Source organism: Dehalobacter sp. DCA (assembly GCF_000305775.1).
GTDB lineage: Bacteria > Bacillota > Desulfitobacteriia > Desulfitobacteriales > Syntrophobotulaceae > Dehalobacter > Dehalobacter alkaniphilus.
Genome location: NC_018866.1, coordinates 125,687 through 149,838, shown reverse-complemented (window position 1 = coordinate 149,838; position 24,152 = coordinate 125,687). Strand labels below are relative to the sequence as shown.

General features: G+C 39.9%; 30 protein-coding genes. 5 read left to right on the top strand and 25 right to left on the bottom strand.

Features of this window, described 5'->3' with window-relative positions:
- Entirely contained in the window at positions 1 to 1,086 is a 1,086-nt protein-coding gene (locus tag DHBDCA_RS00755; protein ID WP_015042219.1) for a sulfate/molybdate ABC transporter ATP-binding protein, read from the top strand.
- A gap of 75 nt (positions 1,087 to 1,161) precedes the next feature.
- Positions 1,162 to 2,130 (top strand): sulfite exporter TauE/SafE family protein, encoded by a 969-nt coding sequence (locus tag DHBDCA_RS00750; RefSeq protein WP_015042218.1) that lies wholly within the window; start codon positions 1,162 to 1,164, stop codon positions 2,128 to 2,130.
- Between the two features lie 285 nt (positions 2,131 to 2,415).
- On the opposite strand, the gene DHBDCA_RS00745 is transcribed toward DHBDCA_RS00750, so the two are convergent.
- Complete coding sequence (locus DHBDCA_RS00745; protein ID WP_015042217.1) at positions 2,416 to 3,045, bottom strand: DUF2703 domain-containing protein; 630 nt, start codon at positions 3,043 to 3,045, stop codon at positions 2,416 to 2,418.
- A 94-nt stretch (positions 3,046 to 3,139) separates the two neighbouring features.
- The gene (locus DHBDCA_RS00740; RefSeq protein WP_256364958.1) at positions 3,140 to 3,577 is read right to left on the bottom strand and encodes a sigma-70 family RNA polymerase sigma factor; all 438 of its coding nucleotides are present in this window, start codon (positions 3,575 to 3,577) and stop codon (positions 3,140 to 3,142) included.
- Positions 3,578 to 3,925: 348 nt separating this feature from the next.
- On the opposite strand from DHBDCA_RS00740, the gene DHBDCA_RS00735 reads away from it, so the two are divergent.
- The 3 genes from DHBDCA_RS00735 (at position 3,926) to DHBDCA_RS14775 (ending at position 5,679) form a co-directional block, all read left to right on the top strand.
- Positions 3,926 to 4,936, top strand: a complete 1,011-nt coding sequence (locus DHBDCA_RS00735) for a permease (RefSeq protein WP_015042215.1) — start codon at positions 3,926 to 3,928, stop codon at positions 4,934 to 4,936.
- A 69-nt stretch (positions 4,937 to 5,005) separates the two neighbouring features.
- Positions 5,006 to 5,248: a thioredoxin family protein gene (locus tag DHBDCA_RS00730; RefSeq protein WP_041225758.1), complete on the top strand. Its 243-nt coding sequence runs from the start codon at positions 5,006 to 5,008 to the stop codon at positions 5,246 to 5,248.
- A gap of 86 nt (positions 5,249 to 5,334) precedes the next feature.
- A complete protein-coding gene (locus DHBDCA_RS14775) occupies positions 5,335 to 5,679 on the top strand; it encodes an ArsR/SmtB family transcription factor (RefSeq protein WP_343205471.1) in 345 nt (114 codons plus the stop codon).
- Positions 5,680 to 6,310: 631 nt separating this feature from the next.
- Here DHBDCA_RS14775 and DHBDCA_RS00725 read toward each other — a convergent pair.
- The 23 genes from DHBDCA_RS00725 to DHBDCA_RS14770 all read right to left on the bottom strand — a co-directional run bounded on the left by DHBDCA_RS00725 (position 6,311) and on the right by DHBDCA_RS14770 (position 24,150).
- Positions 6,311 to 7,048, bottom strand: coding sequence for a DUF169 domain-containing protein (locus tag DHBDCA_RS00725; RefSeq protein ID WP_015042213.1), 738 nt, complete (start codon positions 7,046 to 7,048; stop codon positions 6,311 to 6,313).
- A gap of 14 nt (positions 7,049 to 7,062) precedes the next feature.
- Entirely contained in the window at positions 7,063 to 7,422 is a 360-nt protein-coding gene (locus tag DHBDCA_RS00720) for an ArsR/SmtB family transcription factor (protein ID WP_015042212.1), read from the bottom strand.
- Positions 7,423 to 7,649: 227 nt separating this feature from the next.
- Complete coding sequence (locus DHBDCA_RS00715) at positions 7,650 to 7,868, bottom strand: carboxymuconolactone decarboxylase family protein (protein ID WP_015042211.1); 219 nt, start codon at positions 7,866 to 7,868, stop codon at positions 7,650 to 7,652.
- Between the two features lie 169 nt (positions 7,869 to 8,037).
- Entirely contained in the window at positions 8,038 to 9,780 is a 1,743-nt protein-coding gene (gene arsA, locus DHBDCA_RS00710) for an arsenical pump-driving ATPase (RefSeq protein WP_015042210.1), read from the bottom strand.
- A gap of 69 nt (positions 9,781 to 9,849) precedes the next feature.
- Positions 9,850 to 10,245, bottom strand: a complete 396-nt coding sequence (gene arsD, locus DHBDCA_RS00705; protein WP_015042209.1) for an arsenite efflux transporter metallochaperone ArsD — start codon at positions 10,243 to 10,245, stop codon at positions 9,850 to 9,852.
- Positions 10,246 to 10,349: 104 nt separating this feature from the next.
- Positions 10,350 to 11,468 carry an XdhC family aldehyde oxidoreductase maturation factor gene (locus DHBDCA_RS00700; RefSeq protein WP_242824998.1) on the bottom strand — a complete coding sequence of 373 codons (1,119 nt, stop codon included), beginning with the start codon at positions 11,466 to 11,468 and terminating at the stop codon, positions 10,350 to 10,352.
- A 51-nt stretch (positions 11,469 to 11,519) separates the two neighbouring features.
- Positions 11,520 to 11,933 carry an arsenate reductase ArsC gene (locus tag DHBDCA_RS00695; RefSeq protein WP_015042207.1) on the bottom strand — a complete coding sequence of 138 codons (414 nt, stop codon included), beginning with the start codon at positions 11,931 to 11,933 and terminating at the stop codon, positions 11,520 to 11,522.
- Positions 11,934 to 12,224: 291 nt separating this feature from the next.
- Positions 12,225 to 12,518 carry a carboxymuconolactone decarboxylase family protein gene (locus DHBDCA_RS00690; protein WP_015042206.1) on the bottom strand — a complete coding sequence of 98 codons (294 nt, stop codon included), beginning with the start codon at positions 12,516 to 12,518 and terminating at the stop codon, positions 12,225 to 12,227.
- Between the two features lie 264 nt (positions 12,519 to 12,782).
- Positions 12,783 to 13,868 (bottom strand): ACR3 family arsenite efflux transporter, encoded by a 1,086-nt coding sequence (arsB, locus tag DHBDCA_RS00685; RefSeq protein ID WP_015045088.1) that lies wholly within the window; start codon positions 13,866 to 13,868, stop codon positions 12,783 to 12,785.
- A 14-nt stretch (positions 13,869 to 13,882) separates the two neighbouring features.
- On the bottom strand, positions 13,883 to 14,221 hold the full coding sequence (locus DHBDCA_RS00680; RefSeq protein ID WP_015042204.1) for an ArsR/SmtB family transcription factor: 339 nt from the start codon (positions 14,219 to 14,221) through the stop codon (positions 13,883 to 13,885).
- Positions 14,222 to 14,261: 40 nt separating this feature from the next.
- The gene (locus tag DHBDCA_RS00675; RefSeq protein WP_015042203.1) at positions 14,262 to 15,542 is read right to left on the bottom strand and encodes a radical SAM protein; all 1,281 of its coding nucleotides are present in this window, start codon (positions 15,540 to 15,542) and stop codon (positions 14,262 to 14,264) included.
- Positions 15,543 to 15,760: 218 nt separating this feature from the next.
- A complete protein-coding gene (locus DHBDCA_RS00670; RefSeq protein WP_015042202.1) occupies positions 15,761 to 16,123 on the bottom strand; it encodes a hypothetical protein in 363 nt (120 codons plus the stop codon).
- A gap of 77 nt (positions 16,124 to 16,200) precedes the next feature.
- Positions 16,201 to 16,617: an ArsR/SmtB family transcription factor gene (locus tag DHBDCA_RS00665; protein ID WP_015042201.1), complete on the bottom strand. Its 417-nt coding sequence runs from the start codon at positions 16,615 to 16,617 to the stop codon at positions 16,201 to 16,203.
- Between the two features lie 104 nt (positions 16,618 to 16,721).
- The gene (locus tag DHBDCA_RS00660; RefSeq protein ID WP_015042200.1) at positions 16,722 to 17,837 is read right to left on the bottom strand and encodes a permease; all 1,116 of its coding nucleotides are present in this window, start codon (positions 17,835 to 17,837) and stop codon (positions 16,722 to 16,724) included.
- Positions 17,838 to 18,033: 196 nt separating this feature from the next.
- Positions 18,034 to 18,459: a C-GCAxxG-C-C family protein gene (locus tag DHBDCA_RS00655; protein ID WP_041225757.1), complete on the bottom strand. Its 426-nt coding sequence runs from the start codon at positions 18,457 to 18,459 to the stop codon at positions 18,034 to 18,036.
- Positions 18,460 to 18,872: 413 nt separating this feature from the next.
- Entirely contained in the window at positions 18,873 to 20,180 is a 1,308-nt protein-coding gene (locus DHBDCA_RS00650) for a radical SAM protein (protein WP_242824936.1), read from the bottom strand.
- Complete coding sequence (locus DHBDCA_RS00645) at positions 20,180 to 20,533, bottom strand: ArsR/SmtB family transcription factor (RefSeq protein WP_015042198.1); 354 nt, start codon at positions 20,531 to 20,533, stop codon at positions 20,180 to 20,182. Before DHBDCA_RS00645 ends, DHBDCA_RS00650 begins: the two co-directional genes overlap by 1 nt.
- Before the next feature lie 172 nt (positions 20,534 to 20,705).
- A complete protein-coding gene (locus tag DHBDCA_RS00640; RefSeq protein ID WP_015042197.1) occupies positions 20,706 to 21,140 on the bottom strand; it encodes a DUF2703 domain-containing protein in 435 nt (144 codons plus the stop codon).
- A gap of 78 nt (positions 21,141 to 21,218) precedes the next feature.
- A complete protein-coding gene (locus DHBDCA_RS00635) occupies positions 21,219 to 21,803 on the bottom strand; it encodes a sigma-70 family RNA polymerase sigma factor (RefSeq protein WP_015042196.1) in 585 nt (194 codons plus the stop codon).
- A gap of 7 nt (positions 21,804 to 21,810) precedes the next feature.
- Entirely contained in the window at positions 21,811 to 22,050 is a 240-nt protein-coding gene (locus DHBDCA_RS00630) for a thioredoxin family protein (protein WP_015042195.1), read from the bottom strand.
- 66 nt (positions 22,051 to 22,116) lie between these two features.
- Positions 22,117 to 22,941: an XdhC family protein gene (locus DHBDCA_RS00625; protein WP_015042194.1), complete on the bottom strand. Its 825-nt coding sequence runs from the start codon at positions 22,939 to 22,941 to the stop codon at positions 22,117 to 22,119.
- 111 nt (positions 22,942 to 23,052) lie between these two features.
- Positions 23,053 to 23,439, bottom strand: coding sequence for an ArsR/SmtB family transcription factor (locus DHBDCA_RS00620; protein WP_041225756.1), 387 nt, complete (start codon positions 23,437 to 23,439; stop codon positions 23,053 to 23,055).
- A 297-nt stretch (positions 23,440 to 23,736) separates the two neighbouring features.
- Complete coding sequence (locus DHBDCA_RS14770) at positions 23,737 to 24,150, bottom strand: C40 family peptidase (protein ID WP_081580493.1); 414 nt, start codon at positions 24,148 to 24,150, stop codon at positions 23,737 to 23,739.
- Between the last annotated feature and the right edge of the window lie 2 nt (positions 24,151 to 24,152).

Sequence of the window (24,152 nt, the reverse complement as noted above, 5' to 3'; positions counted from 1 at the left end):
ATGCTCGAAGTATCCATTGAGAAAACACTGGGTAATTTTACGCTGCAATCATCTTTTGCCAGCGGCAAAGGCGTTTTGGGAATTCTCGGTTCATCCGGCTGCGGCAAAAGTCTGACTTTAAAATGTATCGCAGGGCTCTATCACCCGGACAAAGGAACAATAAAGCTCAACGGAAAAGAGTTGTTCAATTCAGGAACAAAAGTCAATGTGCTTCCCCGGCATAGAAATATTGGTTATGTATTTCAGAATTATGCCTTATTTCCTCACCTGACTGTTTATAAAAACATTGCCTATGGTATACAGCACCTAGATAAAGCCAAATACCATGAGAAAGTCAGTGAGATGATCCAGAAAATGCAGCTGAACGGTCACGAAAACCAATACCCTTCTCAATTATCAGGGGGGCAGCAGCAGCGTGTTGCTTTAGCCAGGACCTTGATTACCGAACCGGAATTATTGCTTTTAGACGAACCTTTTTCAGCCTTGGACAGCCATGTAAAGCAAATACTGGAAAAAGAATTACTGAGTATTATTAAAAAGAACTATCATGGTGTTGTTCTATTGGTTACGCATAATATTGAAGAAGCCTACCGACTTTGCGACAGGATTTTGGTCTTAGATAAGGGGAAATCTGTGCAAATTGGGGAAAAGGAAGAGATCATCCGTTATCCAGCGACCGTATCTGCTGCCAGGATCACCGGCTGCAAAAATTTTTTTGAGGCAGAGGTTAGCGGTGAGGATGGCGGATCGCTGCTGATTAAATCCGGAAGTTTATGTTTGAAAACATCAAAAAGCAATACCGAACTTCAATCAAAGATGATGGCGGGAGTACGGTCACATGATTTGATATTGTCACTGGAGAATACCAAAGAATCCAACACCTTCGAATGCCAGGCAACAGAAGTGATTGAAGGCGTTATTTCCACCACCGTGATCGTGAATTGTCAGGGAAAATCTTTGCAGGCCGAAATCTCCAACAACGACTTTCTGCGTTTAAAAAATACTATTGGTCAAAAACTATGGCTTCGTATTCCTGAGAACAAGGTTTTTTTAATGAACAGGGAGCCTGCGCATCGTTTTAATTAAGATTAGCGCAACATTAATTCAAAAGAGTAAATAATGAGCATTTTATGCTCTGACTGATAAAAGGAGATTGATATTATGCATTTCCCGGTATCCGGTGTCGATGTGTTTCCGCTGATACCGCCGTTGGTCGCTATGATCGTATCTTCGATTTCTGCTTCTGCGGGGATTACCGGCGCATTCCTGTTACTGCCTTTCCAGGTTAGTGTTTTGCATTTTAATAGTCCTGCTGTTAGCCCCACAAATTTAATTTACAATGTCATAGCTGCTCCCGGCGGCTTATATCGGTACATAAAAGAAAAACGAATGGCCTGGGCTTTGACAGGTATCATCTCTATTGGCACCCTTCCAGGCGTTTTTGTTGGCGCCTGGATCAGAATACATTATCTTACCAATCCTAAAGCCTTCAAACTGTTCGTAGGAATTGTGCTTTTATACTTATCCTATCGTCTTCTTTCGGACATCTTTGGCTGGAACAAAAAGACTAAGGAGCAGAACGCGCTCTTAAACAAAAAATTTGCGGAACAAGTTGTCCTAAGAAAAGAAGCGAATCAAAACCGTCTGACTGCCGGGCTGCCTGCTGAAGCTGTGGTCAAGACAAAATATCTTTCATTTTTGAAAGTCGAATATGAGTTTTGGGGAGAAACCTATTCATTTAAGACGATACCCGTTTTTATTCTTGCGTTAATAGTTGGCCTTATTGGTGGAATATATGGGATTGGAGGAGGATCAATTATTTCACCGGTTTGCGTTTCTCTGTTTGCCCTCCCGATATACACTGTGGCTGGTGCTGCCTTGGCAAGCACGTTTATTACCTCGATTGCGGGCGTAGTATACTATCAAATATTAGCCGTTACGACGGTATCTAGTTCCGCTGTTTCCCCAGACTGGCTTTTGGGATTGATGTTGGGAGTAGGTGGAATTATTGGAACTTACTTTGGCGCTTACCTACAAAAATTTCTACCAGAAACATTTATAAAAAAAATACTTTTGGTTCTTACTTCTATTCTTTCGATTTCATACATTTTTCAATATTTCTTTATATAGCAATAAAATCTTTATACTAAATTTTTCGACGCTCCCCCTTTCTTTTATCTTATCAAGTACTTCTAACGATGGAAATACAACTTTTTTCTTCAATATTTTTAGGTAACAAAAAAGTGCCCTGACTTTTCGGAGCCTTTTGGGAAATTTATTTTATTAAATTGATTCTATACTGATTTAGAATATTCGAATGATAACATAAGAGGTTGAGAGCAATTCTCAACCTCTTATGTTATCATTAAAAGTATATAAGTTATTCTTTTCCGAAGTGATTCTTTTAAGAGTTAATTAGCAGCAGCTTTTTGAGCCAGAAGAATTGCTTTTCATTGCAGCATAAAACTGTTTTAGATTCTCAGGCATGACATATTCCTGTTCCACGATATTGCTGCCCTTATCTCCTCCATATACTTCTTTAAGAATTGCTTCCATGATCATCGCTTTTGGAGGCACAGTATACTCCTTACCTTGATAAACCCAGACACGGCATTCTACTTCATCACCGCATAAATCCCCGCAAGATTCGCAAAGGCTTTCTTTGACATCCATTTGAATATCCTGTCCGTTAATACGAATCGTGGGTGAACTAACAAACTTGTGGGCAATGGCTATTTCTTCACTGAGGACATTGATTTTATTAACAACAACATTAACCCCCGTCGCCTCAAGTACCTTTGAAACTTCAGCCAAACCTTCACAAAGGCTTGAATCCGCACCCTGACAGCGTGTACATACACTCAAATCCAGATATAAAAAGTCGATAACGATCAGCCTTTTTTCAGCATTGGTATCCTTTGTGGCATCACAGCAGCCGGGACCACAGGAGCAGCCACCTGCACCATTCGCTTGGGTATCCTGTGAATCATCTGCACAATCCGAGCAGCAGGAACAATCTGCAAAAATATTGTTTTCGGCAACCATTATAAAACACTCCTTATATATTTCTTAGTCTATAGACTTTACATATATAAAGACGAAGTCTATGAAAAAAGGATGCAAATTTATGACCTTTTGCTTAACAAAACTTACAGTCCTTTGTCTTGTGTGAATACTCAATGATATTTCCCAATCGGTCGAATTCAAGATGGCAACAACCTAAAAGCATTTCTTTAAGCAGTCCCCTTGCCCGTTGTACTTTGGATTTTGCTCCCGACAGGGAAAGGCCAAGCCTTTCGCTTAACTCCTTCTGCGTTAGTTCATAAAATTCCGTTAACATAATTGCTTCTTTATACTTTTCAGGTAAATGCTCTATCATTGTCTTTAAACATGATGCAATTTCCCCACTTGCTGACAAATCTTCGTCCTCCACATTGGTTAAATTCTCCGTAAACTTCATTAATGCGATGGACTTGTTTTGCTTTCGGTAGTAGTCAACAATTGTATTTCGGGTTATCCGGTATATCCATGCATTGATTTTGGCATCATCCTTTAAACCACTCATATTGCCATGAATTTTATTGTCACCACAAATCTATTTTCATCCATTATAAATTCTATCTATCATATCGATAATGATTTTGAAAACCTTGAACAGTTAGATTCTTGGTTGAGCCACAATAAATATATATCAAGTTTTTTTGATGTATTGACATGCGGTTATGACTAGCATACAATGAATATATCAAATAAATTTGATATATTCAACAAATTTATTTGATATGCAAGTACCCATAAACTAAGTTAGTCTGCTTATTCTTTCCACACATTGCTCTCACCGATCTGAGATATTTAGGGCTTTGACGGGTATTGATAGCAGCAATGAACAGTAATTTAAAATGCGAATATGAAAGGTGTGAAATACGTGTTTTCAGCAGTTGGTTGGATAGCAAATATTTTAGGCTATATACTTACGACATTTTTAAGATGGATTTTGGACTTATTGGGCCAAAATCCTGCATTTTTAGATTCAGCACGTTATAAAGAATCTGTTGAATTCTTCTTCACTGATACGATTATAATCTTCCTGATGCTTATCATTATCATATTTATCGTATCAATTATACGAAGTTTTTTCCCTCCAGAGAGGACAAGGAAACTTCTAGGGGAAGGCGGAAGAACCAGAGGTTTTATCGGCAACATATTTGCTGCTCTTCTGGGTATTGTTACCCCCTTCTGCTCTTGTTCGGCTGTTCCCGTCTTTATTGGATTTTTAGGAGCAGGAATACCCTTAGGCGTAACATTCTCATTTCTTATTGCTTCACCGATGATAAATGAAGTTGCTGTTGTTATGCTTTGGAGTTTGTTCGGTTGGAAGATCGCCTTGTTATACATGGCAACCGGATTAACTGTAGCGATTGTTGCAGGAGCCATTATTGGCAAACTAAAGATGGAAAAATATCTTGAGGAAGATGTATGTAACATTAAGATGGGTGATGTTGAGATAGTAAAGCCTACCTGGAAGCAGCGGATTACAGATGCATGGAGTTATGACCTAAACCTAGTTAAAAAAATCTGGCCCTATATTATTATTGGTCTGGTCATTGGAGCTGCCATACACGGTTGGGCTCCAGGTGACTGGCTTGCAAAATATGCAGGGAGGAGCAATCCTCTGGCAGTTCCACTTGCTGTTCTTATTGGTATACCTCTTTATTCCAATGCGGCAGGTACACTTCCTATTGTGAGTGAGCTTACCAAGGTTGGCGTGCCCATGGGTACGGCACTGGCATTTATGATGGCGGTAACAGCTTTAAGTCTTCCTGAAATGATCATTCTCCGTAAGGTTTTAAAGCCGAAACTACTCGCTGTATTTGTAGGTATAATGGCAATCACGATTATATTTATTGGTTACTTCTTCAATATAGTTCTTGTTTAAAAAGTTGGAAGTACCGATCACTAGGAGATTATTAAAGTTCTATATAAAAAATGAAAGGGTTGATTGTTAATGAATATCAAAATTTTAGTATCGTGCTGTTCAAACTATGGTCTACAGAAGACAACAGAGGAGGTAATTAAGGAACTGGGTATAACGGCTACGGTTGAGAAGGTTAGCGACATGAAAAAGATAATGGAATATGGCGTTATGAAGGCTCCTGGCGTTGTCGTTAATAACAAAGTTAAGGCCATGGGCAGAGTCCCAAGTAAAGAAGAAATAAAGAAATATATTCAGGATGAAATGAATGCATGAATGGAATCATTAACTGCTCATAAAATTTTTTTAGAGGTTGAAGAGAGTTTTCTTTACGTCTTAGTGCATTGTTCATATAATTAACTATATCAAGCAAATTTGATATAAAAGGAGGCATTAACATCGATACTTCAATCTCTAATTATGCAGATTACTTTAAATCATTATCCGATGAATTCCGGCTTAATATTCTTTTCTACCTTTTCCAAAATGGAGAAAAATGTGTATGCGAATTAACCGAATACTTTAATACATCACAATCAGCCCTTTCATATCATTTAAAAATACTTTCAGAAAATGGGCTGCTCATAAAACGTCAAGAAGCAGTTTGGAATTTATATTCTTTGAATAAAGACCATTTTATGTTTCCAATGTTAAAAATGGTTTTTAAAAACCTATCAAGACAACTTACTAATGCAGGTGGTAGTTAATATAGGCAAGTTCTGTTTCAATTATTGGCTACCGTTTTCATACCACCCTTGCTATTTGCGAAGGTGGTCGCTTTTTTTGTGGTGAGAAATCGTTCGTTTGACCGTGCTGCGGAAGAGCTTCATCTCCTTGGCAGATGATACCAATCACCGAGTAATAAATGAGCGCCCCCTACTCAATGCATACAAGTGCTTTCTTCTTGGTCGCAGATTCCAGTACTTCCGCCGTCGGATACACCATGCCACCCTGTGTCGATAGTGCGGGAGTTTCCGATTCTTCTGGTTCTTCCTCACAAGTATTGTATACAAAGACCGTTTTTCTATGTCACTACCAATTCATCGTCTATTCATTTTTTCAGCTACAGAGAGTGCTGTTCCGGCCCCCTGCAAAGCAGTCAAGAACAAAGTCACCTTACTAGGTATAACATTTAACATTTAATTATACGCTTTCATAGTTCTTCTGGATTTTCCGTTGGATAGATGCTTAAAAAAACATAGCCTTTTAGATTAAAAGAACCTGGAGCGCAGGCTCCAGATTCTTTTAATCTAATTTTCAGAAGAGTATTTTGGGATGGAAAGATTGGCTTTTTGACTAGATTACAATTTGTTAAGCAACCTAACCCCTAATTAACCTCTACTCTCCGCATCCGCTGAAAGAGTGAAAGGCTTCTTTCACTCTTGTCTTTTTCATAGCCTTTTCGGATAACTTCTCCAAATTATCGATGACCTCTTCCAGCTTCTTATAAGGCAACCCAATAAGGCATTCTGAATCTTCAATATCCGTTGCGTCTCTGCATCCATAACAGCCCAGACTTGAATTAATTGTATCCTTGGCAAAAGGTATTACCGTAGAATCTACACAAGTTGCCTGAAATATGGCAGAACTAAACGATAACCTGTCCCCTGTTTTAAAAATATAAGCAAGCGCTGTCCACATCAAATGCTCAGGTTTTGATTCAATTACAACCACATCCGGTTCTATTTCAATACTATCTAACGGACTTAGCAAAACAGCTTGATATTTTCCTTGTTCAAGCCGCGTCATGCCATCCATGGCTTTCTTACCAGCTTCAAGGCTCTCAAACAGCCCCATATTTAAAAGCATTTGCCCTGTCTGCAACATTTCGGGCAGTGGCTTTATTCCAAAAGCGGCTGCTGATGCAGGACAGGAAACATTATCTTTCGTAATAATTATATTCTCACCTTTGCCTGCCCGCATGAGAGCCTGACAGTACCTGGTCTTCGTTTCACTATCGTATTTATTTTTTAAATCTGACCGGCCTTTTTCATCCAAAAACTTTACCCCTACAGGCTCCCTATTCAAACCCAATATTTCTTTAAGACGATCAGCCAGCCCTTTCATTGTTGACATCAATCCACACTCCTTTATTTTTCTTTATTTTCCCTATGACACATTTTATGCTCTTCAATCCGGTTTTTGAGCTTTTGGTAATCCGTCTTCAATGCCGGATACTGTTCTTTGTTATTTACTATTACGGATAACAAATCTTTCATCACATTGTCTTTCACATTAAGGTAATAAAAAACCCACTGTCCTTGCCGGGAATCTATGACTATCCCTGCATCCCTAAGCTTGGAAAGGTGTCTAGACACCTTTGGCTGTGATAATCCTAGAATCTCGCACATCTCACAGACGCAAAGTTCTTTCTGATTTAAGAGACCAATGATCCTGAGACGGGTTTCGTCTGCTACAATACCAAAGAAATCCAGAAGCTTATCCATCATTCATTTTCCTTTACTAGAAAAATACTCTTTCATGAGTCTTTGTACCTTTGCGTTTACTTCGTTAAGTTTTGTATTACCATTAAAGTTTTTATTTTTTTAACCTCCTCTTAAAACAATAATATATGCATATACGTATATGCATATATTATTGTTTTAAGACCTTCTTGTCAAGAATAGTTATTCGTACCATCTCTCTATAGAAAGTACAAATAACTATCTTAGACATTTTATTTTAGAGTACCTGTAAGTTTTTCCGCCAGTTCATCAATTTTTTTAATAGGCACTTCCTTGACCATTCTTGCCATTTCGATAGCTTCTTTCACATCCTCAATTGGAATGCCTAATTCAATGCATTTGTTATAATGCCACTGAAGGCAGGGGATACAGTTTCCAGCAACAGCTGCGCCAACGGCAACTAATTCTTTTATTTTTACATCTAAAGCCATAAGTATTCTCCTTTCAACTCATCCGCAACAACCGGACCCACTGCGGCATCCACTTGGACCGGTTTTACCGAACTTCTTCCACTTATGCTAATACCAAAATGTATTTGCGCAGTACCTCCAACTTTTGATCGTAAAACATCTTAAAATGAAGGCGATAATTGCTTACATTTTATATTATCAACTTTTTTAGCTTATCGCCTTTTATTTCATCGGGACTCCAGGGAATAACAGCAAACTTACCATTTGTATGGGAATCAACCTTGTTAATCCATTCAACCTCGTTGCTTGCCTTTGCGGACAACAATCGGTTTGTCGTACCTGTTTGATACATTGAGGAATTGATGACCCACCATTTTGCCGCAATACTGGCGCGCTGCAAATCTTCTTCCAGACGCATTGCTTCATAGACAGGTGTAGCTTCAGCCAGCGTTACAATAATGACTTCTGTTTCATCAGGATTTCGCAGCCGTGGCAGCAATTTTTTGGCAGATTCCGGAATATCGCCTTGCGAACGCTTGATTTCATTGTTATAGCTTTGGGTCGAGTCGAGCAAAAGAAGCGTATGCCCGGTCGGTGCAGTATCGATGACCACAACTTCCTCATCCGCCTTGTCTACAATCTCTGCGAAAGCACGGAAAACAGCAATTTCCTGGGTGCAAGGGGATCGCAGATCCTCCTCAACATAAGCAATATCACCAGCGGACAGGGTCTCTCTCGCTCTGGAAAGCACTTCTTCTTTGTATTTTTCGAGCTCGGCGTGTTCGTCAATGCGACTCATGCTGATTCCGCTGCTTTCAGCCAATACGAATTTCAAATGCGCTGCAGGATCAGTTGTCGTTAGATGCACTTTTTTACCTTTGGCCGATAATCCCAACGCTATAGCTGCCGCAATCGTGGTCTTTCCCACACCGCCTTTGCCCATGGTGAAAATCACTTTTTTGTTGCTAAGATACAGATCGTCAATCACGTCTTTCAACTTCAGAATTGTCCGGGCTGTTATTTTTCCATCACTTACAATGCAGTTATCTTTGGCAAGCAAAGCACGCACATTGTCCACACCTGTAATATTGTAAGCTCTGAGCGGTATCATGTAGGCGGTAATCCCCTTTAAGCCCTGGGGCATTTCTGTAAGTGCCTTTTGCTGTTTCTGATACAAACTTTCGGAGATGCTGTCATCGTAAGAAGTCAGTACACCGTTGATCACCATTGTCTGATTGTTTATACCGATGTCGGCAAGCTCCTTAGATGCTCTTTCTGCTTCCTTGAGAGGAGCTTCTTCCGGGCGGGAAACAAGGATTAACGTTGTCAACTTGCTATCGGCTAAGGTGTTCACAGCCCTTTTGTATACTCCCTTCTTGCTTTCTAAACCGGACAGCTGTCCCAGGCAAGATGCACCATGGGTGTTTTCGCTGATAAAATTGCTCCAGGCTGACGGCAATTGCAGCATTCTGAGGGTATGACCTGTCGGCGCAGTATCAAATAGGATATAGTCATATTCTTTTTGGGCCTTTTCATCGGTGATGAAATGAGAAAACTCATTAAACGCAGCAATCTCGACCGTACAGGAACCGGATAATTGCTCCTCCATGTTGCTCAGCGCCGCTTCGGGAAGCAGCCCACGATAAGGTGCAATTACGCTCTCTCTGTATTCGGCTGCTGCCTGTATCGGATCAAGGTTTACAACAGTAAGGTTTGGCACCTCATTAATTATAACACCTTTATTATTCAAGTCGGCATTAAACACATCCTGCAAATTTGAGGCAGGATCAGTGCTGATGAGCAGCACTTTTTTCCCGCTGTCGGCAAGGGTGACTGCAGTGGCACAGGCAGTGGAGGTTTTCCCAACGCCACCCTTCCCTGTATAAAATAAATATTTTGTAAGTGCAATTTTTTTGGGGTTAAAATTATTCATATGCTGCGCCTTTCTATTGATACAGATTCTACTGCTACCACCCCTTATCAATCAGACAGTAGCTTGAAATCAGCAACAGTTATCACCAGAGCACCCGCAATCTCCTGATTTGCTTTTTACTTTTAATTTTAAAGTCTTTGGTTGTTCTCCCAAAAAACTGCTTGGAACATTTAACAGTTTTGCAAATTCTTCATTTGTAGGATATCTGCCTGTTATCACGATTTCATCATCTAAAACAGTAACTGGCAGCTCATCAACACCTTTTTCAGTTATAAATTTATTGACTGATTTGTTGTTGACAAACTCCTGCGGCGAACTTGAGAGATTAAACCTTTGCACCTCAATGCCGTTCTTCTTTAATGAGTCTAGGACAGTAGAAACTCTAAGAAGTTCAGGATCAACGCTTACTCCGCAAAGCCCAGTAGGGCAGCACATAGCCGGTTCATAGATTTGCATTCCTTTCATAACCAGACCCTCCAATCGTTTTATTATTTAGATTATATCTCAGTTAAGTTTCAAACATCCCACACTTTTTAAGAGTCGTTAGATGTCTTGACGGTATTTATGGTTCAAACTCCAGCATCCGGGACTAGTATTCTGCAGCAAGTACTACCATCACCATCACCGCTTCTTTGTTTTGGGCCGATATTTTCTCTTTCCGCCCTCACCTTGATTAATTCGCCAACAATACTTACCGCTAATTCCTCTGGTGTTTCAGCATTGATGTTCGTGCCGATCGGCGCATAAACACTGTCAAGTTCTTCTTTTTTATATCCCTGATTCATCATTTCTTTGAAGATTTGTCCTGTTTTGCTTCGGCTGCCAATCATGCCAATATACCGCGCACCGCTCCTCAGTACCTGCTCCAGGACAATTCTGTCATACAGATGGCCTCTGGTCACTATAACAAGGTAACTGTCTCCGTTAATCTCCAAAGAAGGAAATTTCCTAAATGAATCAATTACCATAATCTCCACAGGCCTAGAAAACCTTTCACGGTTAGCATAGTCGGCACGGTCATCCAATACTACCGTTTTAAAACCTACTGTTTCAGTTAATGAGGCAATTCTTTGTGACACATGGCCTGCGCCGAAAATGTAAACCGTCCCCGCCGGTCGTAGTGGTTCTGCCAAAAAGCGTTGATTATCAATCGCTTCGGTATGGATGGAAATCTTAGCTGGCCCGGCTATTAGCTTCTCCAAAATGTATGGATCACAATCAACTCGGCCAATAAGAGTTTTATCCGGTTTTACCAGGCATTGTTGCCTTGATATCCCAGAAACACCCGGAATACTACTACCCAGCACGGTTATTAACCACGCTTTCTCCCTCCGCTCCATAATTTGTGCTGCAGACTGGTAGATCATTAGGTTATTTTTATCGTCAGCATCGATGAAATCTAACAATAGTTCGCCCTTTCCGCCGCAAATCATGTCCGTGGAAGCGACATCCTTGCTGGATAAATCAAAGGAATGCATTACTGTTTGCTTGGAAGGCAATGTCTCCAAAGCGAGATGTATGGCATCTGCCTCCATACGTCCTCCCCCAATTGTGCCGACAATTGAACCATCCGCCCGAACTATCATTTTTGCTCCTGCGGTACGTGGGACTGAACCGGTTTTATCAAAAATAGTTGCCATCACAAAGCTTTGTCCTTTTTGCAATAGTTCCACCGCTTCGCGACACATGTTTTTCACTCGGAATCCCCCCTCTAAATTTTATTAAATACTTTTCCAATTTTATATTTTTAGTTTCCCACTTTTAATTCTATCTTTAAGGTCTCTCAGCTTATTTTCTATTAATTCAGCGGTTTTAATAAATTCTGTTTTATCTTTCCCTGTCGGATCTTCCAATCCCCAGTCTTCTCTATATCTACAAGGAAGATAAGGACAATCAACATTACATCCCATAGTAACCACTATATCAACAGGTGGAATATCAGAAATCAGTTTGGATTTTTGGCTCTGGTTCATATCTACACCATAAAGCTCATGTATTACTGCAACTGCCTCCTGGTTAAGTTGTTTAATCTCAACACCTGCGGAATAAGCCTCAAAACTATCAGCAGCTATCAATTTTGCAATAGCTTCCGCCATCTGGGAACGGCATGAGTTATGAACACATACGAATGCTATCTTAATTTTTTCCTTCATGCTTTAAGCCCTCTGTCCCAACTTTTTGGGCAAGCCACTTTCCTTAAAATATTTTTTAAATAGGTGCTGCTACAAGTCCTCTCATTACCGGCTCAACGCCTTACATCATTTTACTTCTTTCATGATATGATCCCCGTGCTAATTCAGCTCATGTAATCAAGGAAAATAACTCCCAGTATGGGCTGGGAGTATACGGAATGCATTTTTTAGTTTGCTAAGTCTTATAATTACATCAAATATTTTTTTTAGATTACGCAACTATTCTCTTCTCTATTATTTTTTCTGGAGAGCTTAAAGTTTATTCCAATCCCCAAGTACATCATGTGTCCAATCGTCATCCTGCCCTGCTGCTTCTCGCATAGTTAAAGCAATGACGCTGGTGAGGTCTTCTATCGTAGCACCTGCTTCCTTGGCTCCCTTAAAATGCTTAATCACACAGGGCTTAGAGCGTCCTCTTATTGCTAATGCAAGGCAAATATAGTGAATAGTTTTTAAATCAAGTTTACCTTTTCCAAACAATTGAGCGTCAAGTTCTCCCAATTTTTCCGCATATTCCGGAAAATATTCCTCATACATCTTTTTCATTAGAAAACCTCCCCTAAATATTATCTAACTGAATAACGTTTAACCCTCGTCAAAGGTATTCGGGGCATGAACAATTATGTGATAAATACAATCATGTTTTTGTCCCCCCTTCGATTTATAGTCAAAATATATTAAATATATTTGTCCTTGTAGTAATAGAGCCCTTTCCTGCCCTCATCAGCAATTCAAACGATAAATTGGTTAAATAACTTTATTATCCATCTGAGGCAATCTATAGCTTCCGCCATCTTGAATCAGCATGCGTTAAGCCCTCTGCTCCATTTTTTTGGGCAAGCCACTTTCATTAAAGTATTTTCTTTTAAAATAGAGTGCTGCATTGACCAGAGCGATCATTACCGGTACTTCGACCAATGGACCAATAACTGCCGTAAAAGCAACATCGGAAGCTATTCCAAATACTGCTACGGCCACAGCAATAGCCAGCTCAAAGTTATTGCTTGCTGCTGTAAAGGCCAACGTTACAGTTTGATCGTATCTGAAGCCACCTCTATATGCCATATAAAAGCTGACAAAAAACATAATTGCAAAATAAATCAACATCGGGATTGCAATCCTAACAACATCCAGAGGATTATTAATAATTTGTTCGCCTTTGGTAATAAACATAATAATGATTGTGTATAGTAACGCTATCAACGCCAAGGGAGAGATTTTGGGAATAAATACTTTTTCATACCATTCTTTGGTTTTCGCTCTTATCAGGGTGAATCTGGTGATAAAGCCGGCTACAAAAGGTATTCCCAAGTAAATGAGCACGCTTTTGGCTACATCTAACATAGAAACATCAACGATTTGTCCACCCCAGGAAAGTCCCAGCCATTTGGGAACAAGGGTAACGAACAAATAAATATATACTGAGTATAAAAGTATCTGAAATATAGAGTTTAGCGCTACCAAGGCGGCGCAATATTCATTATCCCCTTTGGCCAGGGTATTCCAAACAATAACCATTGCAATACAACGTGCCAACCCGATGATGATCAGACCAATGGCAAACTCGGGCTTATCCCCCAAAAATATTATGGCTAAAACAAACATTAATATTGGTCCGATGATCCAGTTCTGAATTAAGGAAAAGCCAAATACCTTTTTGTTTTGTGCTACTTTACCAATCTCTTCATATTTTACCTTGGCAAGCGGCGGATACATCATAACGATAAGCCCAATGGCTATAGGCCATGATATTGTACCTGTACTGAAGCTCCCCAGTGATACCGCCAGGTTAGGAAATAAATAACCTCCTAAAACCCCGATAGCCATTGCTATAAATATCCATAGGGTTAAGAACCTGTCTAAAAATGATAGTCTAGTTTTACTTACATTATCCATTTCAATCAAACTCCTTAATCACATTTAATATTTTTCCGTTTCAACCACTCTTTCAAGTTTTCCATATCCTTTTTGTATTGTTCGATATTTCTTAGGTTATCATAAACCAAGCTGTCTAAAAATTTCATTTGTTCATTTCTAGGCAATGAATAATACACCCATTGAGCATGTTTGCGGTCTTGCACAAGACCGGCATTTTTCAAATAAATTAGATGCCTTGATGCCTTCGTCTGCGATATTTGCAGTGTTTCTGTAATATCACAAACACAAAGCTCTTTTTCATATAATAGATTTATGATTCTTAATCGAGTCTCATCTGATAGTGATTTTAAGGTATCTAATAGTTTATCCATAATAAACCACCTCCTAAAAAATAAAAACGTTTGTTTTACTTTATGGACACTGTATTACGCCCTGAGCCCATAGGCAGTCTCCACAAACAGGGAAAGTATCGCCATAACAGTCTTCTTCATTCGATTCGGACATATCACAACCACCGCAGCAAGTACAAGGTGCAAAATCAAAACGCTGTACCCGTTCCCTGAAGCTTACAAAATCGGGTTTCTCCCATAAATCTTTAATTGTATCCTTGGCTACATTTCCAACTGTGTATTTTTTAATGTCTTTTTTGCGATCCAATACGTAACAGGAATAAGAGCGCATTAAAGCGACACAAGGACTCACTTCTCCATCCCAACTTACCACCAAGGTTCCTTCATCAACAAAACGGCAGTATCCGTCTCCCTTTTTCAAAGTGGTGTGAGATAGATCTAGGGGACCGGAGACTTTAATTATATTTTCTCCCTCATCACGCCTATTATCGATAGGGGGAAAATAGATACGTGGATTATCGTTCTCGCCGGTTCCCATCCGTACACTATCCAAGTAGAGAATGTCATCTTTCATTTCACTGCTATATGGTAAGAGATTACTAATAAAAATAAAGCTAGCTCCCAACTCATTAGCTAATATTTTTAAATTGCCCAATTCTTTCACGTTGCTTCGGGTAACTACGAATTCTATCCCTATTTCCGGATTCATCTGGCTTTTTCGTTCACGTATCAGTCTTAAATATTTAACATTTTTCTTTATTGCATTCAAATCTGCACCGGATCTGATGTCAGCCTGGACTTCCTCACTAGTACCGTCTATGGATACCACAATGCTATCCAATCCGGCCTGCATCAAACCTTCGGCCATTTTTTTGTCTAATAACAGCCCATTAGTTATAATCTGTGTTTCTACTCCTAATTGCTTCGCCTGGGCTACCATTTCAACTATATCGGGATGTAACAAGGGTTCTCCAAAACCCCAGAAGCTTATTTTACGAAGTGATTTAAATTCACTTGCTTCAGCCAACAGTTTTAAATACACTTCCCTACTCATAAACCCTTCCGAATCCTTCCAAGTATGGCGGATACAGGTCCGGCAGCTAAGATTACAGGTATTGGTAGGTTCAATATATAACTTGGACAGCTCAGGATTTGTACTTCTTAATAACAGTCCGTTTGAAGAAGCACTAATAAGTACTTTACTCCCCGGCGTTACCCGTAGTTTTTCCATTACTTCCGCAGGAAGATGTAAACTACCGTCCTGGTCGGTTTGCTTTTCTGTTTTAAGGCTCACTTCTCTTGGTTTACTATCACCAGACGAACATCCACATCCGCAACCCATTCAATTTTCCTCCTTGTACATTCATAACTGCCTATAATCTTTTAATCGTTTAATCGTTTAATCGTTTAATCGTTTAATCGTTTAATTGCTTACGCATATATTATATCTTTTATCGGTATTAATTTACAACCCGTTTAGGAATATTTTTTTTATAGCAAAAAATCCTTGTCCCTTCCTGAAACAAGGATAAATGTGGCTGGAATTTGCATTTTCTATATCTACATTGAGGAAGAGCTTTCCTTTCTTATTTTTTCCAAACCGACTCTGCATATAAGCATAATTACAAAACCAATCAAAATAACAATTCCAGAATGTATCGCATTAAAACGAATCATCTCTATGCTGGCTCCTGTTAATAAAGAAATCCAAAAGAATGGGCAGAAAACACCAATAATTGCAATGTATTTTCCCATTTTTATCCCTCCGATCAGATTTTTTTCCTTCTCCGTCGGATTATTTTTTTTCTTCAATTTATTTTTTCCACTGGCAACCTGTACAACTTTTTTTCCTGCTAAACAGTACGGACAATATGTTGCGAAAGCTTTGAGCAGAGCAAGCACTTTTTTAAAGAAAAAAGTCATATAATCCACTCCTTGTTCTCTATTCACCTTTTGATAATTGAACCTGTTAGAAATAAATATGTTGGTCAAGGCTCTTATCATCCGTCATTTCTAAGTTCAGCCCATTCATCACTTTCAGAACCAACTACGCATTTGCCATCAACGCGCATGGCTAAACGTTTTTCACAACGGGATACCGCATCCGTCATCCACTCTTTCGGAATAGTTAGTACAGTTATTCGAATTTCTGTATCAAAAGCGTCCTCGCTGCTTAGATAGTGGTAAAAAGTCCATCTTCCCTCTTTTTTTTCAAAGATGAGTCCTGCATTCTTCAAAATCTTTAGGTGTTTAGAAACGTTGTATTGGTTTTCCCCCAAAACGTCTATAATCTCAGATACACTTATTTTTGAATCAACAGAAAGCAATAACCACATGATTTTCAGCCTTGTCATATCAGACAGGGCTTTAAATATAATAGTATAGCGCTCCAAGGGATTAATTTCATAGTTTTCCATGTGAACCTCCATAAGCTCTACATATGCCATGTTACGCATATTTAAAGTATATGGCTCCAATAAATATCTGTCAACGATACTGGGAAGCAATCCACCGTCTTGCATTATAATATGAGCATAAACAGAACTCCACCCAATGTTGCAATTACAAAAACGGTCAACACAAAGGCAACAAGTGCTTTGGGCTTTAACATGGACGAAAGTATAGCAATTTCGGGCAAACTCGCCCCAGTACCGCCTATTAGAAGTGCCATAGCCGCACCCATACTCATGCCTTTTACTAGCAATGCACTAAGGATAGGTATTGCCATTTCTATCCTCAAATATAGCGGTACGCCAATAGCAGCTGCTAGAGGTATAGCGTACCATACGTCATTTCCAACATACTTTTCTACAATACTAGTGGGAATGAATGCAAGTGCAATTCCGCTTATCGCTGCCCCAATAATAACGTAAGGAATAATTTGTTTAAATAACGCCAGTGCAAACTGAAAGGCACCCTTAATCTTTTCTTGATGCCCACCGTTAGACGATGCTGGTGCGCAGCAAGAAGTATTCTTGTTAGTTTTATCACTGATATTGATAGGACTAGCATTACAACAGCTTGTACTAGCAAGTTGTACAGTACAAGTTGGAGTTGGCGTTGGAGCACAGCAGGCACTGGCAGAGTCATCACTGCAACTTGCAGCAGCAACTTGAGTAGAGCATGCCGGTGGTGCTTGGCACTTTTTGCTTTTTCCTTCTGTTTTTGCCTTCATTTTATCTGCGGCTATTTCCGCTAAGTTCTTCACATGATTTTTGACCTTACTGCGACCCACGGTAAGTCCTGCAATGATAGCACAACAATAAGTCCAAAGGAAGTAGATTAATGCTATTTTCCAACCGAATGTTCCAAATATGATGCCGACCACAACAAAATTACAAAGCGGGGCTGAAATAAAAAAGGAAAAAACCGTTGAAAATGGTACCGACATTTCTATCATGCCCATGGCTACAGGTACCATTGAGGCACTACAAAAGGGCGTAAGCACACCAAGACTTGCCCCCATAATCGGTCCTAATATTTTGTTTTGATTCTTCATTCTTTTTTGAAACTTTTCTTGAGGGATATACTCTCTGACAAAACCTGTAAGGACAGAGATAGCTGCAATTAAAAGCACCAGTACCCATGCCACATGCCAAAACTCCGCAAGAGCGATTCTTAATTGTTCAGCAAACATTTTTAACCTCCATAATTATATAGTGAGCAGATAGTTTATATGCCTATATGCACTATTGTGCATATTATGTCTGTAACCCTTTTCATTGTCAAGAGTTTTTTATCTAAGTGCAGATTTTCAAGAGAAAAGCAGAAGGAGTATTGCTAACTACTTCAAAAAAGTAGTTAGCAATACTCCCTGTTCGCTCATAAGCTGTTTACAATTTATTTAATACCATTTTTGTAGCTTCGCCAGTAACATTAATGCAATGTTCAAGGTGTTCAGGACTCCCGAAAGTAAAATCCTTAATGATGACACGGCAACAGGTACTGCCAAATTTCTTTTTGAACTCATCATGTAATTCTTTACTTAAACTTATAATTTCCTGGTTGTCTTGTTTTGGACCAGTACGACCATACTTTAGCCCTAAGGCCACAACAGCACCGTTGAGAGCCCCGCATGTACACCCTGCATGACCTATTCCAACAGGAAAACCGGATGTAATCCGAACTGCTTCAGGAGGTAAAGGCCGCCCGAGATAATCATTGACTACAGTAAATACTGCCTCCGAGCAAAGGTAGTCACCACTTCTATATAACTGTTCAGCATTCTGTTTTAATTCCTGAATTAATGTATCGTTCATAACAACCTCCATTTCGCCGCCTGCTGCGGGCGACACAATTAGTAATGAAAAGGGGTGTTCAGCGGTCATCCCCACGTTACAATGTTTCTGAGGAAAAGGCACACTACAAAGCACAGTGAGGTGAGTTGCAGACTGCCTCTTTGCTTAAATCAGTATAAAAACCAGTGTAAGGATCGCCTTTCAAGCACAAATAAGTGGTGCCACGAGGCCGTACGCTAATCATTGTTTTAGCTCAGCGTTAAATGTTCGGCAATCCAGTCACTGTCTTATCCCTCACGATTTCATTGCAAGGAGGGAGAAATTTGAAAATCGTTTATCCCATCTGTTGTGGCGTCGATGTACACAAGACATTTCTCGTCGATACGATCATTACGTGAAACAAGTACAAATTTGATCTTCGTCACACTGAAAATTTATGGGCACTGAATGACCCCTTGCGCCCATAGACAGTCTCCGCAAACTGGAAATGTATTGTCATAGCAATCCTCTTCATTGGACTCAGCCATTTCACAACCGCCGCAATGCGTGCATGGAGCAAAATCAAAACGTTGTACCCGTTCCCGGAAATTAGTAAAATCTTGATTATCCCATAAGTCAGTTATATTATCTTGTTCGATATTTCCCACAGTATAACGTTTGATATCTTTTTTTCGTCCCAAAACATAACAGGAATAAGCGTGCATCAGTGCTGCGCAAGGACTAACCTCGCCGTCCCAGCTTATCACCAAGGAACCTTCCCCAACAAAACGACAGTAGCCATCCCCTTTATTCACAATGGTATGTGACAAGTCAACCGGTCCTGAGATTTTAAATAAGTTTTCGCCTACTTCTTCTCTTCTATTATCCATCGGCGGAAAAGTAATCTTAGGCATAAATTCACAACCCTGCTGGGGTAATTTCATATCTACACTTTGCCAATAGAGAATCTCATCTTTTAATTCACTGCTATAGGGTAATACATTTGTCACGAAAATAAAATTTGCCCCGAGTTCACAGGCCACGTCTTTTATGTTACCCAGTTCTTTTACGTTGCTCTTCATCGCAACAAACTCTATCCCTATTTCCGGTGTAGCGCTTTCATTATGATAACGGACTAATCGTAATTGTTTTATATTTTTCTTCACTAAATTCAAATCTGCACCTGACCTGACATCCGCTTGAGTCTCCTCACTCGATCCATCGATGGACACGACGATACTATCCAAATTTGCGGCAACTAAACTTTTCGCCATTTTCAAATCTAATAAAAGTCCATTGGTTATTAACTGTGTTTCTAAACCCAATGTTTTTGCCCGAGCAATCATCTCCACGATGTTAGGGTGTAACAAGGGCTCTCCAAAGCCCCAGAAGCTAATCTTCGTTATCGATGGTATTGTGGAAACTTCTTCTAACAATTTGATATATGTTTCCATCTTCAGAAATCCAACCGGATCTTTCCAGGTATGACGGATACAGGTTCGGCAATTCAGATTACACGTATTTGTCGGTTCAATATAGATTTTTGACAGCGCCGGATTTATATTCCTCAGTGAGAGTCCCGAAGGGGAACTGCTGACGATAACTTTGCTCCCCGCGGTTATTCCCAGTTGTTCCAAAACCTCTTCGGAAAGCGGCAAACTCCCGTCTGGGTTAATTTGCGTCTCTTGTTTGATTGTTCCTTCTTTTGTCTTTTTTCTTTCCCTGGATGATGAACCACATCCACACATTGCGCCTACCTCCACTATCTATCGCACAGAATATTTTTTTGTTTTAACCATTCCGTCAAACTTTCCAAATCATTTTTATATAGTTCGATGTTTCTTAAATTGTTATAAACCAGATTGTCTATGAATTTCATTTGTTCATTCTTTTTTATTGAATAATATATCCATTGGGCATGCTTTCTATCGTCCACAAGTCCTGCATTTTTTAAATACTGTAAATGTCTGGAAGCTTTAGTTTGGGTTATCTTCAATGCCTCATACAAATCACAGACACAAAGCTCCTCCTTTTCATACAGTAAATTGATGATCCGTAATCGGGTTTCATCTGCTAAGGCTTTCAGGATATCTTCAATGTTTTTAATTTTATTCACTCCTTTTATTCGTTTATTCGGATATGCGTATATGAGATTATTATATACTATATCATTTTTTTGTGTAAGTCTTTTCACGCTTTTTTAATAAAAAAAGTCTTCCGACCAATCCCTTTGGCAAGAAGACCTCATAAAAACCCTTGACTGTACAAGGGAGAGAATTCAATTGGTGTTAGCAGCAACCGCTACTATTGCAGCTGCAGCAAGATTTTTCTGCTGGGGGTTCTTCGTCTATGCCCATTACCTTGAGTGCCGCCTGCCGGATGGCTTTTGCCGGAATATCTTCATACTCATTGCCTTCATACCTTACCGTTCTACAGTAGGTTTCAGCTCCCAGTAAAGTTGTACAGGAATCACAGTAGTTCTCTGATACCTCAATATTCAGAATATCTTCAATGGGAACGCCATTAAAAAGGAGCATATTTGATTGAGGAATTTGGGTATCATCAAGCTTAGTTTCGATCCATTCGACCTCAATGCCCTTTGACTGTAAGGCCCTGTTTAATCGTTTTACTTCATTAGCCAGATTCTCGCCCGTATCATAACAGCGATCACAGGTCTCTCCTTCTACGTCAAGGTGTTTCCATTCAATTTTCAGTGTTTTCATTTTTATGCCTCCCTATGATATTGTTTTATACATGTTTCAATAGTTAAGACGGCACTCTTAAAAAAAGGACGCACAATTTTAACACTTTAAACAGGAAAACTCCGTTCCAGTATGGTCTTTATTATTAAACTCAATTATATTGCCAGCGTGGTCTTTTTTAACTTCACAGCAGCTCTGCAGCACAGCAGTTAATCTTTTTCGCGCCCGCTGAATCCGGCTTTTACTCCCCGATTTACTTATTCCCCATTTTTCCGCCAGTAAGTTTTGTTTGGTCCCCTTATAATCGCATTCCAGAATAGCTTCTTGATCGGTTATTGGTAGGTATTCCACGAGTTTAAGCAAGCACTCCGCTGTTTCATTATTGTAGTTTTCCCGTCCTGTGGCATCCCGTTCAGCTAAATTAGCTATATCAGCGATATCACCGATATCTTCCGTCAACGCATACTTTCTTGCACTTCGGTAATAATCCACAATCAGATTATGCGCGATTCGATACAACCAGGCTTCCACATTCGTGATCTCCTGGATTTTGCTCGCACTTTTTTGTATCCGAAGACCTACTTCCTGAAGAATATCCTCTGCTTCATATTGATCCGAGACCTGTTTCATAATATAGTTCTTAAGCTTGGGACTATAGATAATCCATAGTTCTTCCGGAGCCATTTGTTTTCTACCTCACAGTTTCTAAAATCTTAACGATTTCTTTTGGTTTTAGAACTTTTCCAAAAGATACCACCTTTTCATCGATAACCAGGGCTGGTGTGGACATCACGCCATAGGCCATGATGTCTTGGATATCTGTAACTTTCATTACTTCGCCAGAAACTCCCGCTTCTTCCAAAGCAACTTTAGTATTTTCAGTAAGAGTAACACAATTTTTGCAGCCTGATCCTAAAATCTTAATAATCATGTTCAAGACACTCCTTTATTTTATTAAAACCCTAGGTAAAACATATAAATTTTTATATTTGAATTTCTACAAATCCACCTTTGTTGTTGGCGCTGCCTTCAGATCCCTGCGGGGTTTACCCGTGCCGCCATTTTTTAGCATTAAAATCTCTGCCAATACGGAAAAGGCAACTTCTTCCGGGGACATGTCACAGATATCCAGCCCGACGGGCGAGTGTACTTGCTCAAGCAAATCCTTGCTGATGCCTTCCTCCTCAAGCTGGCGGTACATCTCTTTGGTTTTTTTGATGCTGCCTAGCATTCCCACATAGGCAAAGCGCTTCTGCAGTGCGCCTTTAAGGGCAGATTTGTCCTGAGTGTGCGTGGATGCGCAGCATAGATAGTATGCTCCATCATAGATATCCGCACCTGAAATACCTTCTTCAAATGTGTTGCATTGAATGAAACGATCCGCTATATCTATCTTCTCCTCAATATGACCCGGAAAACGGTTATCAATCAGTGTCGTCTCAAAATTCAGTAGTTTTCCTAAACGCAGCACAGCACTGCCTACATGCCCTCCTCCGCAGACCACAAGCTGTAAACTGGAACAGACCACTTCCACCAGCAAACTCGCCTTAAAACTACACCCCAAGCCAGGTTCTTCGTATGAAGGAGTATTTGTGTATCTCCGAAAAAAGTTCTGTTTCTCTTTTATTGCTTGAGCGGCCTCTTGAAGTACCTGGCGTTCTAATTCTCCGCCGCCAATGGTCCCATAAGTCGTGCCGTCTTCCAGCAGAAGCATCTTCTTACCTATCTTCCAAGGAGAGGTGCCTTCTGTCTCCGCCACTGTCAATACTGCATAAGAAATACCCGCCTTTTTTGCTTTCAACTGTTCTTGTAAAAATTCCATTTTTTTATCCTCCTCTTTATGAACTGACTTGCCTACAGGTTACCAAAACCAAATGCAGAGTTTTTAAAATCGTTGCTCACATTCATCACGATGCTCAGGTTGCAGCATTCATTATTCCCCAATGTTTTCACTTCTGGGCAAGATACATTCACAGCTCTCCAACTTATTTTTCAAACAAGAAATCTTATTCAACATTGTTTTGTCATTCTTGAATTCCGAATCATCCTTTAACCAATCCGGCAGAAGTGAAAGTATACGCATCAAGTATCTTGTGTCGGCATTTTCTTCAATTCTATAATATATCCATTTGCCTTCCCTTCTGTCTTTGATCAGTCTTACCTGCTTTAATATTGCCAGTTGTCTAGATACTCTGGGTTGGGACATTTCAAGAGCTGCAGAGATTTCACATACGCACAATTCATGTTCCAACAATAATAATAAAATGCGTAGTCTCGTTTTATCTGAAAGCATACTAAACAAATTTAATAAATCATTCAAAATAATACCTCCTCGCAAGAATTAACATATACATATATAATTATATGATTATTAAATAAGATTGTAAATATTACTTTTAATAAAACTCGCGAAGATAGAAGCCATCACAATAGGCTACTTGCATCATTTCTTAATGGATCTGAGAAAGCTAGAGCCCATTCAGATCGGCATTATTATATTATGAAGTTTCGCAAAACTTTATCGCTTCTAGCCAGGTATCAGAATCTTATTCATAAAACTCAGGTCTGCCAATCATATAAAATCCTGATGAGCTCGAACCGGACACGCAGGATACCACTACATTGTTCTGGCTGGCGGCGGAGCAATCAGCAGATTCCCATTTCCCTTACCTACAACAATACCCACATGGCTTAAGTCGGAATAAAAGGCAAGATCTCCCGGCTGTGCATTGCTCCAGTTTACTGGTGTACAGGCAGCATACTGGCTTGACGTACCGGTTCCGATGATCTCTGCCGTATCTGAATTTCCCGCCGCGTTAACGAATACCCGTGCCACATAGCCGGAGCAGTCCAACCCAAAGGGATGCACTGTTCCGATGGCGGGACTCCCCTCGGCTGTTACCTTGGTAAGTGCTCCACACCGGCCGTCCCAGCCGATGAACTGAAGGCTTATCTGAGTGCGCGATACTAGATCTGGGCGACAGAAGAATTGTTTCTTAGTTCTTGGGCATTCCAATAACAACCAGCTCATGT